The sequence below is a fragment of the Bradyrhizobium sp. LMTR 3 genome, assembly GCF_001693485.1.
In the GTDB taxonomy this organism is placed as follows: domain Bacteria; phylum Pseudomonadota; class Alphaproteobacteria; order Rhizobiales; family Xanthobacteraceae; genus Bradyrhizobium.
Window position 1 is genome coordinate 299,402 of sequence record NZ_MAXC01000001.1, and the last position, 15,155, is coordinate 314,556.

13 protein-coding genes are annotated in these 15,155 nt (G+C 62.2%); 5 read left to right on the plus strand and 8 right to left on the minus strand.

Annotated features, from left to right (window positions below):
• Positions 1-14: 14 nt before the first annotated feature.
• From LMTR3_RS01405 to putA, 3 genes are all read right to left on the minus strand, one after another.
• On the minus strand, positions 15-662 hold the full coding sequence (locus LMTR3_RS01405) for a glutathione S-transferase family protein (protein ID WP_065743289.1): 648 nt from the start codon (positions 660-662) through the stop codon (positions 15-17).
• 11 nt (positions 663-673) lie between these two features.
• Positions 674-1,879, minus strand: a complete 1,206-nt coding sequence (locus LMTR3_RS01410; protein WP_065743290.1) for a CaiB/BaiF CoA transferase family protein — start codon at positions 1,877-1,879, stop codon at positions 674-676.
• Positions 1,880-1,987: 108 nt separating this feature from the next.
• Positions 1,988-4,999: a bifunctional proline dehydrogenase/L-glutamate gamma-semialdehyde dehydrogenase PutA gene (gene putA / locus LMTR3_RS01415; RefSeq protein ID WP_065743291.1), complete on the minus strand. Its 3,012-nt coding sequence runs from the start codon at positions 4,997-4,999 to the stop codon at positions 1,988-1,990.
• 283 nt (positions 5,000-5,282) lie between these two features.
• Here putA and LMTR3_RS01420 point away from each other — a divergent pair, with 283 nt between their 5' ends.
• Complete coding sequence (locus LMTR3_RS01420; protein WP_065743292.1) at positions 5,283-5,906, plus strand: hypothetical protein; 624 nt, start codon at positions 5,283-5,285, stop codon at positions 5,904-5,906.
• A gap of 155 nt (positions 5,907-6,061) precedes the next feature.
• On the opposite strand, the gene LMTR3_RS01425 is transcribed toward LMTR3_RS01420, so the two are convergent.
• Both LMTR3_RS01425 and LMTR3_RS01430 read right to left on the minus strand, forming a co-directional pair.
• A complete protein-coding gene (locus LMTR3_RS01425; RefSeq protein ID WP_028351035.1) occupies positions 6,062-6,262 on the minus strand; it encodes a cold-shock protein in 201 nt (66 codons plus the stop codon).
• A 363-nt stretch (positions 6,263-6,625) separates the two neighbouring features.
• Positions 6,626-8,356 carry an adenylate/guanylate cyclase domain-containing protein gene (locus tag LMTR3_RS01430; RefSeq protein WP_065743357.1) on the minus strand — a complete coding sequence of 577 codons (1,731 nt, stop codon included), beginning with the start codon at positions 8,354-8,356 and terminating at the stop codon, positions 6,626-6,628.
• A gap of 359 nt (positions 8,357-8,715) precedes the next feature.
• On the opposite strand from LMTR3_RS01430, the gene LMTR3_RS01435 reads away from it, so the two are divergent.
• Positions 8,716-10,215 carry a glycosyltransferase family 39 protein gene (locus LMTR3_RS01435; RefSeq protein ID WP_245319693.1) on the plus strand — a complete coding sequence of 500 codons (1,500 nt, stop codon included), beginning with the start codon at positions 8,716-8,718 and terminating at the stop codon, positions 10,213-10,215.
• A gap of 335 nt (positions 10,216-10,550) precedes the next feature.
• Here LMTR3_RS01435 and LMTR3_RS37245 read toward each other — a convergent pair whose 3' ends face one another.
• Together LMTR3_RS37245 and LMTR3_RS01445 are read right to left on the minus strand one after the other, a co-directional pair.
• Positions 10,551-11,084 (minus strand): hypothetical protein, encoded by a 534-nt coding sequence (locus tag LMTR3_RS37245; RefSeq protein WP_176721800.1) that lies wholly within the window; start codon positions 11,082-11,084, stop codon positions 10,551-10,553.
• A gap of 88 nt (positions 11,085-11,172) precedes the next feature.
• A complete protein-coding gene (locus LMTR3_RS01445) occupies positions 11,173-11,826 on the minus strand; it encodes a glycerophosphodiester phosphodiesterase (RefSeq protein WP_141686422.1) in 654 nt (217 codons plus the stop codon).
• 464 nt (positions 11,827-12,290) lie between these two features.
• On the opposite strand from LMTR3_RS01445, the gene modA reads away from it, so the two are divergent.
• On the plus strand, positions 12,291-13,055 hold the full coding sequence (gene modA / locus LMTR3_RS01450; protein WP_065743295.1) for a molybdate ABC transporter substrate-binding protein: 765 nt from the start codon (positions 12,291-12,293) through the stop codon (positions 13,053-13,055).
• Between the two features lie 538 nt (positions 13,056-13,593).
• On the opposite strand, the gene LMTR3_RS01455 is transcribed toward modA, so the two are convergent.
• On the minus strand, positions 13,594-13,872 hold the full coding sequence (locus LMTR3_RS01455) for a DUF3551 domain-containing protein (RefSeq protein WP_035728233.1): 279 nt from the start codon (positions 13,870-13,872) through the stop codon (positions 13,594-13,596).
• Between the two features lie 310 nt (positions 13,873-14,182).
• Here LMTR3_RS01455 and LMTR3_RS01460 point away from each other — a divergent pair, with 310 nt between their 5' ends.
• A complete protein-coding gene (locus tag LMTR3_RS01460) occupies positions 14,183-14,908 on the plus strand; it encodes an isocitrate lyase/PEP mutase family protein (protein ID WP_245319685.1) in 726 nt (241 codons plus the stop codon).
• Entirely contained in the window at positions 14,860-15,045 is a 186-nt protein-coding gene (locus LMTR3_RS39010; protein WP_245319686.1) for a hypothetical protein, read from the plus strand. Before LMTR3_RS01460 ends, LMTR3_RS39010 begins: the two co-directional genes overlap by 49 nt.
• Positions 15,046-15,155: the final 110 nt, after the last annotated feature.

The following is a 15,155-nucleotide window of genomic DNA, read 5'->3' on the forward strand; positions in this document are numbered from 1 at the left end:
CACTTGACGCACGATTATTTGGCGTAATGCGTCAAGCGCTTGCCGGGCAACAGATCATAGGCCGATTTCCAGCCGGGCAGTTGCGCCATGCGTCCGAGCCAGGCGTTGATCGCGGGATGGCTCACAGCCCAATCATATCCGGTCTCGTCGGCGGGATAATGCAGATAGGCCATCATGGAAATGTCGGCCACCGTCGGCCGTTCGCCGATCGCGAATGCATTGTTCTGCATGTGCTGTTCGAGGATCGACAGGAAATCGTCGAGCCGCCTGCGGAAATGTTTCAGCACGTGCTCGTCCGGCGACGGCGTGAAGGTGCGGAAATAGCGGTAGGTCGCCATGTAGCCAGTGAGCTTGTGGTTGTCCCAGAACAGCCAGCGCAGCAGTTCGAACTCCTGCTGCTCGGTCTCACCACCGAACCGGCCGAATTGCTTTGCCAGCTTGAGCAGGATCGGCGCGGTCTGGGTGAGACGCTCGCCATCCACTTCGAGCACCGGAATTTCGCCCATCGGATTGACGTCGCGCCGCCATTCCGGCGTGCGCGTGACGCCACCGCCGAAATCGGTCCAGACCGGCTCGAATGTCTGCCCGCACAGCGTGAGCATCAGCGCGAGCTTGTAGCTGTTTCCGGATTCCGGGAAGTAATGCAGGCGATAGCTGGGCATGGCTCGTTACCTCACGCCACTGCGCCGGCGGCGCGCAGCTTGCCGATTGCCGCCTCGTCATAGCCGGCGTTGCGCAGGATTTCGTCGCTGTGCTCGCCGATGCCGGGCGGCTTGCGCGGCTGGACCTTGCGGCTGCCGTCGACCCAGATCGGGCTGTTGATCGTGAGCATGGTGTCGTTTTCGAACGGCACCAGTACCTCGTTCTCGATCATCTGCCTGTCATTCGGAATATCGTCGAGGATGCCGACCACGCCGAATACCAGGCCGTTGCCGTCGAGGATCTTGCGCCATTCCGCAAGGTCCTTGGTCACAAACGTCTCGTCGAAAATCTTGATCAGCTCAATCGACCGAGCATGACGGTCCTTCTTGGTCTCGAAGCGGGGATCGGTGATGAGATCCTCGCGGCCAAGGCAGCGCGCCAGCGTCGGCCATTGCCGGTCCTCGTTGAGCAGGGAGAGGATCAGCCAGCGTCCGTCCTTGCACTGGTAGTGGTTGGTCACCGCGTTCAGCGCGCGCTCGCGCGGGCGGCGTTCGCCGAACTTCGCGCCGACCAGTTTGGCTTGCGCCAGCACTGAAGCGGCCCAGACGCCATTGGCCATCAGGTTGGAGCTGACATGCGAGCCCTTGCCGGTGCGCTCGCGCTTGTAGAGCGCGGTGACGATCGCGCCGTAAAACGCCATCGCGCATGGGTGGTCGCCCATGCCGGCGATCGAGCGTGCCGGCGTCGTATGTTCGTCCGCCCGCACCAGGTCCATCAGGCCGGAGCGCGCCCAATAGGCATTGGAGTCGAAGCCGGGCTTGTTGGCTTCCTCGCCCTTCTCGCCATAGCCGGTGAACGAGGCGTAGATCAGGCGCTCGTTGTGGGGTGCCAGATGCTCGTGGGTGATGCCGAGCCGTTGGCGCACCTGCGGCGGATAGTTGGTGATAAAGACGTCGGCCTGGGCGGCGAGGCAATGCAGCACCGCCTGTCCCTCGGGCTTGGAGAGATCGAGCGCAAGGCTCCGCTTGTTGCGCGCCTCCAGCATCCACGCGAAATTATGCTCGCTATGCGGGTAGCCCGGTAAATTCGGCAGATTGCGATAGGGATCGCCGGCGCCGGGCGGCTCGATCTTGATCACGTCGGCGCCGAAATCCGACAGCACGGTGGCGGCCGCGGGCGCAGCGATGAAGCTCGCGCAATCCAGAACCTTGAGGCCGTCGAAGATACCCTTTTCCATAGTGCCGCCGCTCCGTGTGGCTTGTTGATTTTTTTCGTGGGTCGGAATTACCGCCAGCGAAAGCTGGAATTCGGATGCCATTTGGCCCATGTGGGGTGGGTGATGCAACTACTCGCCGCCAGACATCAGTGCTGCATTTCCGCCGGCAGCCGCCGTGTTGATGGTCACCGTCTGCTCGGTTGCAAAACGCGCCAGATAATGCGGCCCGCCGGCCTTGGGCCCGGTGCCGGATAGCCCGTGGCCGCCGAACGGCTGCACGCCGACGACGGCGCCGATCATGTTACGGTTGACGTAGATGTTGCCGACCTGCAGGCGCTCGATCGTGTCTTCCACCGTATCGTCGATCCGGGAATGGATGCCGAGGGTGAGCCCATAGCCGGAGCGCTCGACCGATTGCAGAACCTCGTCGAACCGGTCGGCGCGGTAGCGCACCACATGCAGCACCGGACCGAAGACTTCTTCCGTGAGCTGACCGGCATCGGACAGTTCAAAAATATGCGGCGCGACGTAATTGCCTTGTGGTGCGTGACCCGCAAAGTGCACCCGGGCTTCTTTCTTCATCCTTTCGATATGCGCGTCCAGCCGTTGCTTGGCCTCGGCATCAATCACCGGTCCGATATGAGTGGCCGGATCGCAGGGGTCGCCGATGACGAGTTCGCGCGCCGCGCCCGCGATCATCTCGATCACGCGGTCGGCGACGTCGTCCTGCAGGAACAACAGCCGCAGGGCCGAGCAGCGCTGGCCGGCGGAACGGAATGCCGAGGTCACGACGTCGTCGGCGACCTGTTCGGGCAGCGCGGTGGCGTCGACGATCATCGCGTTGATGCCGCCGGTCTCGGCGATCAGCGGCACAAGCGGCCCGTCCTTAGCGGCGAGCGCGCGATTGATCGTGCGCGCCACCTCGGTCGAGCCGGTAAAGACAACACCGGCGATATCGGGATGCGCCACCAGCGCGCCGCCGATCCGGCCGTCGCCGGCCACCAGATGCAGCGCTGATGCCGGCACGCCGGCTTCGTGCAACAGCCTGATGGCTTCAGCCGCAATCAGCGGCGTCTGTTCGGCCGGCTTCGCAACGACCGCGTTGCCCGCCATCAATGCCGCCGTGACCTGTCCGAGGAAGATCGCGAGCGGAAAATTCCACGGCGAGATCGCGACGAAGACGCCGCGGCCGCGCAGACGGAGCATATTGCTCTCGCCGGTCGGCCCCGGCAGCGGCTTGCCTTCGCCGAACAGCTCGCGTCCCTGCGCCGCATAGTAGCGGCAGAAGTCCACGGCTTCGCGGACTTCCGATACCGAATCGTCCAGCGTCTTGCGGCCCTCTCGTTGCAGCAGGGCGATGAAATGCGCCGCGCGGGATTCCAATAGGTCAGCGGCCGTTTTCAGCACCGCTGCGCGTGTCGTGGCCGGCGTTCTGCTCCAATTCGTGAAGCCGGCGCGTGCGGCCGATACCGCCGCATTCGCCTCCATCTCCGTCGCATCCGCAATGCTTCCGGATGCGGGCAGTCGTTCCGCAGCGATGGCCGAGACGAGTTTGCTCAACGCCGCGCGTTCACCGAATTCGATTCCGTGAGAGTTTTTTCGTTGCGGCCCATAGAGGTCGCGCGGCAGCGGGATATTCGGATGTCTGGCATTATCGGCGCTGCCGACGATATCAGCCGGGCGCCGCAGCAATTGCGAGACCGGCACCGCCTCGTCGGCGGCGAGCGCGACAAAGGATGAATTGGCGCCGTTCTCCAGCAATCGCCGCACCAGGTAGGCGAGGAGGTCGCGGTGGCTGCCGACCGGCGCGTAGGTGCGATGAGCGATATCGGGACGGTCCTCGCCGAGCTTTGCATAGAGCGCTTCACCCATGCCGTGCAGGCGCTGGAATTCGAATCCGCTCTGCTCCGTTGCCAGTTCGAGGATGGTCGCGACCGTCAGCGCATTGTGGGTGGCGAACTGCGGAAATATCCGCGGCCGCAGCGCCAGCAATTGCTTTGCGCAGGCAACGTAGTTCAGGTCCGTCATCGCCTTGCGGGTGAATACGGGATAGCCGTCGAGCCCGCGTTCCTGCGCGCGCTTGATCTCGGTGTCCCAATAGGCGCCCTTGACCAGCCGCACCATCATGTTGCGGTCGAGGCTGCGTGCGAGACGATCGACGTAATCGATCACGTCACTGGCCCGTTTCTGATAGGCCTGGATCGCGAGGCCAAATCCGTCCCAGCCGGCAAGCGAGGGATCAGCGAAAGCGGCCGCGATCACGTCGAGCGACAATTCCAGCCGGTCCGCTTCCTCGGCATCAACGGTGAAATTGAGATCATAGGCTTTGGCTTGCCTGGCGAGGTCGATCAGCCGAGGGACCAGTTCGCTCATCACCCGCGCCCGGCTTACCGCCTCGAAGCGGGGATGCAGTGCCGAGAGCTTGACCGAGATGCCGGGCCGGTCGGGCAGGGGACGGTCATCGGCCGTGTGGCCGATCGCCTCGATGGCGCTGGCATAGGAAGTGAAGTAGCGCGCGGCGTCGTCGGCAGTGCGGGCGCCTTCGCCGAGCATGTCGAAGGAGTAGCGTTGCTGGCGCGCGGAATGCGGTTGCGCCCGCGACAGCGCCGCCTCGATGGTCTCGCCGAGCACGAAATGATTGCCCATCAGCCGCATCGCCTGCCGCGTTGCCGCCCGCACGGCGGGTGCGCCCAGCCGCTTGGTCAGCCGCCCGATGGTGCCCTGCGGGGTCTCACCGGGCTGGATCACGCGGGCCGACATGCCGAGCGCCCACGCCGAGGCGTTGACCAGGAAGGCGCTCGACCTGGTTTCATGATGGACGAAATCGCCCTGGCCGAGCTTGTCCTCGATGAACTGGTCGGCGGTACGGGCGTCCGGGACCCGCAACAGCGCTTCCGCCAGCACCATCAGCGCCAGCCCCTCCTTGGTCGACAGCGCGAACTCGCGCAGCATGTCCTCGACCCCGCCGAGCGGATCGTCATTGGCCCTGATGGCCTTGATCAGCGCAGTCGCTGCGCGATCGATGCGCCGCTCCTGCGCCGCGTCCAGCCGCGCGGCCTGGAGCAGGCGGGCGGCCAGCGCGCGGTCATCGGGCGCGTAGGGCGCGCTGAAGGGTGGAAGCGGCGACGGAGGAATCAGCATGGGATTTCTAGCATGGGATTTCTCTTGGCTTCGGCCAGTCTAACGGGGCCGGGATGGGCGGAACAGGCCCGCAAGTCCCCTCAATTGCCGCCTGGGATGGCGGCGCCGGCGGAACCGACTGGCGCATGGAAAACACAGCGGCCGGAATTTCCGCGGCCTGATCCACAGATCGCGGGCTTGCTGGTTGGCAGCGTGCAGGAGCCGCGCTAATCGTCAGGCACGCCGTCGCTTGGGAACAGCAGGGATCATGAGGGGTGCCGCTCCGCCGATACAGGGAAGCCGAATGCGGACCAGCTTCGCGGCCGCGCTTGGCGTGCTCCTCGCCGCGCTGTTTGCAGCGCTGCCGGCGAGAGCGGTCGAGATGAGTGCCGAGGTCGCCAACCTCTACAGCTCGGTTTCGATCTATCCGCCCTCAGCCAAATCCATGACCGTGTGCTACGGCTTCGTCTGCCGGCGCCGCGAGATCCTCGATTTCACGGCCGCCGACCGCAGCGCGCTGACGCAGATCATGCAAGCGGGCCGCACCTCGGCCGCGGCCGAACGCGCGGCGGTGCAGAAGGCGGTGGTCTGGTTCGACCGCCGTATGGGGCCGATCATCGGCACCAACAAGCGCGTGGCGAAAGCTGATTTCCGCTACTTCGACGACAAGCACAATTACGATTGCTGGGACACCACGCGCAACACCACCAGCCTTTTGCTGGTGCTGCAGGAGTGGGGCCTGTTGAAGCATCACGCGATCGGCGATCCGCGCTATCGCGGCAATACGCTGGTATTGCAGACGCCGCACAACACCGCGGTGCTGGTCGATCGCGCCACCAAGGTCGAATGGGTCGTCGATCTCTGGCCGCGCGGCTACCTGCAGCCACCCGACGTGATGACGGTTCAGAAGTGGATCACGGAAGATTGAGCGGCCGGTTTTTCACGCAACGATCTAGCCATCGTGCGTGCAGAAGCGGTGCCCGCTCCGCCGAACGCTCACAGTTTTCGAGAAGTTTCTTAGGCCCTAGCCTCAACTCCCGGATCTAACTCCGAGAGTGCGCCGTTGCCGATTGCGTGGTCGCGCTAAACCTTGAGATTCTCGGCAGAAGTCTTGCCGCGGTTGGCGATCTCTTCATACTCGACGGTCTGCCCTTCATTGAGCGTCGAAAGACCAGCTTTCTCAACTGCCGAAATATGAACGAACACGTCCTTGCCGCCACTCGAGGGCTGGATGAACCCGTAACCCTTGGTCGGATTGAACCACTTCACCGTACCTTTAGCCATTCACGTCGTCTCCGCGGAATCAAAAAAATAAACGAGCCGCCGGTCCCCGCACTAACCGGCATGCCCGTACCATCAGGATACGCGGGTTGGGGCAGGCTGGGTAGCGTAAACGGACCGGCCGTTTCGGCAAAAATGCCCCGATTCCCATCCGATTCCAGCCGTTTTGAGGGTTTCGGCCCCATTTGACGCGGCCGGGCGGCCGGCAATTCCAATTTTTGGCGAGTGGATCGATCCGCTGCGTTGACGCCATTCTTCCGCCTGGAGGGAGGCAGCAGCGAGCCCTTAGGCATGGCCGCGCCGCGTTCGCCGACAATTTTCTGAACGATTGTTCATGCGCCTCGAACCACCATTGCCGGAGCGGTTTCACGCGGCGGCGCTTTGCTCTTCGTTAGCCAGCGCCGGCAGCATCCGCGCGTCTGTCACGCTGCGTACGATCATCGGCTCGTTGCGTCCGCGGATCTCGACTTCATGCTGCGGCAATGCATCGGCGGCGAGGCCAGCGGTAGCGCGAACTTCGTCCGAGACGACGACTTCGCATGCAAGGCTCTTGGTCATGTCCTGCAGGCGCGCAGCGACGTTGACGGCGTCGCCGAGCGCGGTGAACACCATGTGGTCGCGGTAGCCGATATCACCGACGATCACTTCGCCGCCGTTGATGCCTATGCCGAAGCGGATCGGTTCGCGCAGATCATGTTCGAGAAACTTATTCAATTCATCGATGTTGGCGGCGATCATCGCAGCCGCCAGCAATGCCTGGCGGCAGGCTTCCTGCCGGCTGGTCGAAAGTCCGAACAGCGCCAGCATGCCGTCGCCAACGAACTGGTTCGGCATGCCGCCGCTCGCGAGCACCGCCTGCGACACCGCACCGAGGAAGCGGTTGACGATGAAGACGGTGTCGAACGGCAGGCGCTTTTCCGCAAGCTTGGTCGAGCCGCGCATGTCGACGAAGAGGCTGACGAGATAGCGCTCCTGACCGATCCGCGTCGGATGCGACTCGTGACCGTCGGCGGAGGTGTGCGGCAGAAAGAGTTGAAAGAATGAGAGATCGGCTGGCGGCCGCAACTGACAGGCGAGGCGGATGGATGGATCCGACGTGCCGACCCGGCCAAGCACGAACGCCTCGCGCTGCGAAGGCTCTGGCAGCGCAGAGCAGTCGCCGATGATGCGGATGCGGCAGGTCGAGCAGCGGGCGCGGCCGCCGCAGACGCTGGCATGCGGCACGTTGTTGCGCAGGCTCGCCTCGAGCACGCTCAGGCCCTTCGGAACGCGCACCGTTCGGCCGTTGCCGTAGGACAGGCTGATCATGCCGCGGCGGCGCTCGTTGATGGCGCGCACGCCTCTCGCCACCAGCGCGATACCGATCAGGCCGAAATAGCCGAACAGGAAATAGTCGGTGATGCGTTCGAGCGCTTGCGCCTCGTCCCGCGTGCCGAGTTGGCGCTCCGACTGGGTTTCCGCCCGCCATTCGACGCTGTCATTGTCAATCACCATGCGCCCGCTCTGATAGAAGCCGAGCATGGAGAGCGTCGGAATAAGTACCGCCGCGGCGAGCAGGAACGGGGCGGCGCGCTTGTAGAACGCCCGCATCCGCAGCCAGAGATACAGTCCGATGCAGCCATGCACCCACGCGATGGTCATGACCGCTAGCATCATCCAGATCCGCCACGGCGCCCAGATCCAGTACAGGAACAGCACCTGCGGGTAGAGCTTTTCATGCCCGTAAAGCGTCTGGCCGAGCCGGACGCCGATGATATGGGCGATGATCAGCATCGGCACGCTGAGGCCGAGCGCAAGCTGCAGCGGCTCGATCGCCTTCCAGCGGAATTGCCGGCGTTCATACAATGCCCAGATGCCGAGCGCGGTGTGCACGAGGCATGCCGCGTAGAACAGGACCGTGACGGGCAGGAACTGCCAGAACGACGTATGAAGATAGACGCCGGTCGCCAGCGCCTCCAGCGAGATGTTGCCGAGCGCATGGTTGAGGAAATGGCTGACCAGATAGGCGAACAGGATCACGCCGCTGGCAAGGCGGACCTGCCGCAGGCTGATGCCGCGGAGGAAGGTCGTGATCTGGTCTCGGGAGAGGGCGGCCATGCGATCCATAGGGTCAATATTGGGCGATACTAATGCGTAATTCGGACGGTGAATACTCTGGTCGCCCCGGCCTCACGGCACCGTCATTCCGGGATGCGCCCCCTTGGGCGCAGGCCCGGAATCCATCTGCCCGCATCAACCGTGTCCCGATGGATTCCGGGTTCTCGCTTCGCGAGCCCCGGAATGACGAGGTGGGTGTGCGGGACAGTTTTTGTTTAGGGCTCGTTGACACTCCCGGCACAGTCGAGGAAAAGCGCGCCGTGACCATAGCCCCGCCCAATAACAGCCAAGCAAAACCGGACCGTTCTGCCACGCCGCCGTGGCTTGCCGTGGCGCTGCTGATCGCCGCGTTGACGGCGATGCGGCTGGTCTATGCCAGCGTGCTCGATCTGCGCACCGACGAGGCCTATTACTGGACCTGGTCGAAGGAGAGCTCGCTCGCTTTTCTCGATCATCCGCCCGGCATCGCCTGGCTGATCCGGTTCGGCACCGCGATCTTCGGCGACACCAATCTCGGTGTGCGGTTCGGCGGCATCGTCGCGATGCTGGTCACGCAGCTCCTGCTCGCCGACATCGTCCGGCGCGTGACGCATGATGTTCGCGCCGTGATCTTCGCCTTGCTGCTGCCGGAAGCAGCGCTGTATTACGGGCTGTTGATGGCGAAGGTCGCGCCCGATACCGCGATGATCCCGTTCGCGGTCGCGATGCTGTGGGCGCTGGTGCGGCTCAACGAGAGCGGCAACCCGCGCTGGTGGCTTGCCGCGGGACTGTTCGCAGGGTTTGCGCTGCTGTCGAAGTTCACCGCGATCCTGCTGCTGCCGGCGGTTGTGGCGTTCGTGCTGGTGCCGGACTGGCGGCGGCGCTGGCTGCTCAGCCAGTATCCATGGCGGGCAGCGCTGATCGCAGCGATCGTGTTCTCGCCGGTGCTGATCTGGAATGCGCAGCACGATTGGGCCTCGTTCCGTTTCCAGTTCGTGCGCGCGGTCGCGACCCATCAATTGTCGCTTCGCACTGTCGGCGAATTCATCGGCCTGCAGTTCGGTCTTGTCGGCTTCGTGCTGCTGCCGGTGGTGCTGTCCGGCGTAACGCTGACGGCCTGGCGCGGTTACCGCACGCGCGAGCCGGTCGCGATCCTGCTGTCGACCGCCGTGCTGGTGCCTTTCCTCTATTTCCTCTGGAAGTCGCTGACGCTCCGCGTCGGCGACACCTGGCCGATGTTCCTGTGGCCCGCCGGCTTTGCCGCGACCGCCATCAATCTCGTCATGCTGCCGCGCGAGGGGTTTTCGGAATGGATGGTCCAATCGACGTTCCGGTGGGCGAGGGTGGCCGTCATCTCCGGCATCGCCTTCGTTGTCGGCGTGTTCTTCTATTACGTCGCGGCGCCCTGGAATTTTATTGGCAGGACCGATCCCGTCGGCGGCGAGGCCGGCTATGAGCAGGTCGCGGCGCGCGCGCGCGAGCAGTTGCAGAAGACCGGCGCGACCTGGATCGCGACGTCGGACTATCGCACCTATGCAATGTTGCGCTGGCATTTCAAAGGGCAGGTGCCGGTCATCCAGATCAACGAGCGTGGACGGTTTCAGGGCTTTCGCGATCCCGGCATGAACCTGATCAAGGATCATCCCGGCCTCTACGTCGCCCGCGAGCCGGACCATCGCCTGCCGCTGTGGGATCTCACCACTGCGAAGCGGCAGCCGCTGGAGCGGGTCGAGCGTGTCTGGCGCGGGATGGTGATGGATACCTACGCGCTGGAAAAGCTCACCGGCTGGACGCCCGAACTCTCGCCGCCACCGGAGTCGCCGCTGTTCCGCTGGCGCGTGCTGGCCGGGGATTGGGGGCAGGCTGCCGGCCTTGGGTAAGGTCGTCATCCCCCGCGCATGCGGGGAATCCAGTGCGCCGCGGCCTTTCCACGTCATTGCGAGCGAAGCGAAGCAATCCATCTTTCCGAGTATGAGGTGACAATGGATTGCTTCGCTTCGCTCGCATGACGTGTGGTCACAGTTTCGCATTCTCGCGACATGTTTTGCCCGAGGTTTGCATCTTCTTTTCCCGCCCTCTCAAATGGAGGGCGCAGGGAAGACCGGGTGCTTGCTGCACCCGCGGTCTCGTGTGCAGTTGCGCATAGCAAAAGCGCACACGAGCATACAGGTACAGCGGGAGCATCCCGGCCTTCCCTGCGCAATGGCTTTACGGCTTACTTCGTGCTCTTCCCGGAGAACGGCTCTTTTGCCTCCGTCGCCCCCGAGAAGCTTTCGCTTCTCAAAGAACTTAACGCCAGCACCGCGGCGCCCGAACCACACGACTTCGCCGTACGCTTCCGGCGCGCAACGTCTATCGCGCCTCTCGCGTCCACCGCATCCCACCGCACGTTCGTGACGTTCGCGAGCGCCCCTCCATGGGTGAGACGGGCGCAGTTATGCCGATGATTTGCTCCGGAAGTTAAGCGGAATATTTTTGATTCTTTTTGTTTCTTGGGCTTGACACGATTTCTGAAAATCAGAAGTGATTTGCCGTCCGGGTTGTCTTGTCGCAATTGCACTTGCGCGCGGCCGCAAATCAGCCTGCTGTCCGTAGCGTGAGCAAAGCCAACGGGTCGCGCGAATGCCGCCCGATGACAGGCTTCGCGTGCCACCATCCGCAAGCGCGTTCGATGATCGATGGCGAGCAAGGCGCGAACATCAGTCAGTGCGGCCGGGATGTCCGCTAAGGGGCCAAAAGGCGACGTCACCGAAAACAGCCGGTTCCCCACGCCAGATCAGGCCGATCTGTCAGCTGCTTTCGAATACTTCACGGGCGACGAACGGGTTTGCGCGGGCCTAATCAGGTCTGGCGCTGCGGCCGATAGTGTGGTCGACGTCGGCAACCGCCCCGTAGAGGTGCTGCCGCGAGAGCCAATGAAGGTCGTTCATGCGTTGCACGACTCCTACCACAACCGGCACGTGGTGGCGTCGCGCAAGCTGCTCAAGCGAGAAAACGGACCACCAGGCGCGAAAAGCGACTCGCGTCCAAGCGCGCGCGTCCCAGCCGAGCAGGAGGACATCCGGCGCATACCTGCGCACCGCACGATTCAGGTTCCACGGGTACATGACGATGATGCCCAGGCGCACCGGTCGCGCACCCTCCCACGGAAAGGATCTTGCGACGGCGGCAAAGGCAAATACGACCGAGCGACGGGCCACGTTGCTGGCAACCAGCCTCTCGATGACTCTAGAGACAAGTCCCGTCTCCTTCACCTCCACAAACAGTTCAAGGTCAGTCGGCAAAAGAAGCGACAGTGCCGCATCGAGGGTAAGCGCATTCTCGACATGACGCGGCGGCTCGTGTGACACCACCAATGTGTCGGAATCCGCTGCAAGGCAGACGTCGAATTCGACACCAGATATTCTGCCGTCACGGGCGGCACGTGCGAATGCGGCGAGCGAGTTTTCACCCCGACCCGCGGACCATCCACGATGCGCAATAAGCTTCATGACGAGGTCCGTAAAGCTGCGCGCGCCATGCAATCTCCCCGTAGAGAGAAATGTCAATCCGCGGCCACGACGTTGACCCTGATCCGCGTAGGGCCAAAAGGCGACGTCACCGAAACAGCCGGTTTTGGGTCAGTTGCGTCGGTTGGCCCGCGTCTGAACCATGGCCGGTCCACCCCTAGCAACAGACGCTACGTCACAGGTCGGAGTCGTCGCATACGGGCCAATAGTTGACATCCCGTCGAGGCGCAGCTGGAAACCAACGCTGGAGCGAGCTGTGATGACGATGATTAGTAGCGATTACGCGTGGGGTGTCCTCCTGTTGCCGAAAGGTATGGCGGCCTGACCTGGTTTATTTATTTCCATGGGGCCCCGCCTGCTTGAGTGAGAGGTGGCCCTCATCCACAGTGCACTTGCCTAAACGGCCAAAGCAAAAAATCACAAAGTTTAATCAAGGGAGGACAGCCATGAATTGGAAATGGCTTGCAGTTGCAAGTGCACTCCTCGCTTCGATTGATATTTCAGTATCGAGTGCGGCGGATATAAAACTTCTTAGTCCTATCGCGCTGCGAGCGGTTATAGCTGATGTCACCCGGGAGTTCGAAAAGTCTTCGGGCGACAAGGTATCGGTCGAGTATGCAACCGTCGGAGTCATTCTCGATCGATTGAAAAGAAACGAACCGGCAGATGTTGCGATCCTAGCTGGACCGCAACTGGATGAACTGCAAAAGCTCGGAAGGATTGTAGCTGGCAGCCGGGTTGATGTTGCTCAAGTCGGAGTTGGTGTATTCGTCCGAACCGGCGTACCAAAGCCCGACGTCACTTCGATCGACGCGTTTAAGCGTGCTTTAGCGAACGCAAAGTCGATCAGCTACGGCGACCCCGCCAGCGGGGGCGTCAGCGGCACACATGTAGCGGGGTTGATCGAGCGGCTTGGGCTGACCGCCGAGATGAAGCCTCGCATCCGATTGCTCCCAAACAGCCAAGCTGTGTTGCAATCGGTAGCGAAGGGTGAAGTTGACATCGGTTTTGGATTGACGAGTGATACAACGCTTGTCTCGGGAGTTGACCTCGTGGGTGCGTTGCCCACTGAGATTCAGAACTTCACGGTGTATGCCGCGGCAGCAGTAGCTGGGACGACGCAATTGGAGGCAGCCAACGCGTTCGTCAGCTTCCTGAGATCTCCAGCCACACAGTCAGTTCTAAAATCGAAAGGCTTCGAATCTCGCTAACGCATACGCACCGCTTGGTGCGGTAAACCGGGAAAGGTAGTGGCGACCAGCCATCTGGTCGCCACAGCGGGTGCGTCGGCGCCCAAACTGAAGCGCGGCTGACCTATGAACCGATAATTCCACCAGCAGTGCGAGAGCGAAAGTAAGAGATATTTTCGTGCGCGCGAGAGGTTTACGTCAGCTCTGGGCCCAACAACAGACCAGCGCGATTGTTTGTGGAGCAGCTGCCTGCGGAATTGCGGATCGATAGCCCCGCGCGCCGCGCGGGTATCGTCGGGGTCGATTGGGGGTTGCAAGGTGCGGCAGACGGTCCGCGCAATGGCACGGAGGATGAAAAATGGCGACGTGCTGCTGCTCGGACGAAAAGTCGATGAGACCATCGACATCTCTCATGTCGTCGGTCTCGGCCTCAGTCTGGTCGCGCCATTGTGAATGCTGCACGGTTTTCGGCTGACGGTCCAGGGCCGGGAGGCCTGGCTTCAGGGTGGATATTGCTTGCCCGGACGGCACCATTGAAAGCGAACACTTCGCCTCCGGTTCACCGCAGGGAGCGATCGTGGCCGGCGTCCCAGGGGCGTTCGTGCTCGTCATCACGAATGGTCTTGCCGTAGCATTCGGCTGCGAGTCCCGATGCAGTAGCCTGACATTGCGCATAGCTTGTAAAACTGCAGTCGGTGCCACCATAGTCATAAGACAAGCAATAATGGTCCAACGGCACAATCGGTCCGGCCTGCGCCGTGGAAGCCGTCATCGGGAAGAAGGCAAGTGCGGAGAAAGCGATTGTCGAGGCAATCGCAACTTTCTGAATTGTTCTCATGGTCGTAGTCCATCTTAGGCCCTGTCCAACCCTGAGATGGGGCCCGATGCTGATGAAATCGATTATAAAAAAATTCATTCTGCTTGCTGGCCTCGTCGGTGCAGATGCGTTGGCGTGCCATCAGCCATACGTGATCGGCCGAACCCGCGAATGAATTTGTATTTAATTGGAATGAGGCTCTCTCACGCCTACATGTTGGGGAGCGCCGAATTGGGTCCAGCACGAAGCCCGACCGGACAAAGGGACGGTGAAGCATCAATTTGCTCACGATTTGCCGCGCAGCGGGCTCAAAATCAGTCAGGAGATGACGATGATTTCCCGCACCCTGAGAACATTGATCGAGGAAAAGCCGTTTGTGACCTGTCCCGGGGTCTTCGACTTGGTCTCCGCCAAGCTCGCCGATCGCACCAGGGCCGACGCGCTTTACATGACAGGCTATGGAGCCGTGGCGTCCTATCTCGGACTGCCCGATGCCGGTCTGGCGACTTACTCACAGATGCTCGATCGCGTGCAGGCTATCGCCCAAACCGTGCACAAGCCGCTGATCGCCGATGGCGATACCGGTTACGGCGGCCTGCTGAACGTTCATCATACGGTTCGCGGCTACGAGAAGGCGGGGGCCGCAGCGATCCAGCTCGAAGATCAGCAAAGCCCCAAGAAATGCGGTCACACGCCGAACCGGCACGTGATCCCCGTCAAGGAAATGATCAACAAGCTGATGGTTGCAAACGATGCACGCTCGTCAAGAGACTTTCTGATCATCGCGCGCACCGATGCCCGCACGCCGCTCGGGCTCGACGAAGCGATCCGTCGTGGCGAAGCGTATGCCAAAGCCGGCGCCGATATTATTTTCATCGAGAGCCCGGAATCGGAAGCAGAGATGCGAAAGATCGGATCAGCCTGGACGTGCCGCTGGTCTCAAACCAGCTTCACGGTGGCCGAACCCCCATCCTCAGTCAGGATAAACTTAGGGAAATCGGTTACCGGATGGCGATTTATCCGACGGCAGGCCTGCTCGCCGCCGCTTATGCGCTGAACAATGTCTACGGTTCGCTGGTTGACGACAAGCCGGTGCAGGCGGCGCTCTATGACTTCAACGAGTTCAGCTCGTTGATTGGCTTTCAGGAGGTGTGGGATTTCGAGAAGAAGTACGCCTCACTGGAAGCGGGTTGAGCAGCGACGTGTCCGATCGCTCTGAAAATCCAGCGGAAGTCTATGATAGCACGACGATCACGCTGCACTGGGTGATCGCAATTCTCGTTACAATCCAGTTTCTGATCGGC

Bases quoted from the DNA above. Each gene is read 5' to 3' on its own strand.
- LMTR3_RS01405 (WP_065743289.1), bottom strand. From the start codon at position 662: ATGCCCAGCTATCGCCTGCATTACTTCCCGGAATCCGGAAACAGCTAC.
- LMTR3_RS01410 (WP_065743290.1), bottom strand. From the start codon at position 1,879: ATGGAAAAGGGTATCTTCGACGGCCTCAAGGTTCTGGATTGCGCGAGC.
- putA (WP_065743291.1), bottom strand. From the start codon at position 4,999: ATGCTGATTCCTCCGTCGCCGCTTCCACCCTTCAGCGCGCCCTACGCG.
- LMTR3_RS01420 (WP_065743292.1), top strand. From the start codon at position 5,283: ATGCGGACCAGCTTCGCGGCCGCGCTTGGCGTGCTCCTCGCCGCGCTG.
- LMTR3_RS01425 (WP_028351035.1), bottom strand. From the start codon at position 6,262: ATGGCTAAAGGTACGGTGAAGTGGTTCAATCCGACCAAGGGTTACGGG.
- LMTR3_RS01430 (WP_065743357.1), bottom strand. From the start codon at position 8,356: ATGGCCGCCCTCTCCCGAGACCAGATCACGACCTTCCTCCGCGGCATC.
- LMTR3_RS01435 (WP_245319693.1), top strand. From the start codon at position 8,716: ATGCGGCTGGTCTATGCCAGCGTGCTCGATCTGCGCACCGACGAGGCC.
- LMTR3_RS01445 (WP_141686422.1), bottom strand. From the start codon at position 11,826: ATGAAGCTTATTGCGCATCGTGGATGGTCCGCGGGTCGGGGTGAAAAC.
- modA (WP_065743295.1), top strand. From the start codon at position 12,291: ATGAATTGGAAATGGCTTGCAGTTGCAAGTGCACTCCTCGCTTCGATT.
- LMTR3_RS01455 (WP_035728233.1), bottom strand. From the start codon at position 13,872: ATGAGAACAATTCAGAAAGTTGCGATTGCCTCGACAATCGCTTTCTCC.
- LMTR3_RS01460 (WP_245319685.1), top strand. From the start codon at position 14,183: ATGATTTCCCGCACCCTGAGAACATTGATCGAGGAAAAGCCGTTTGTG.
- LMTR3_RS39010 (WP_245319686.1), top strand. From the start codon at position 14,860: ATGGCGATTTATCCGACGGCAGGCCTGCTCGCCGCCGCTTATGCGCTG.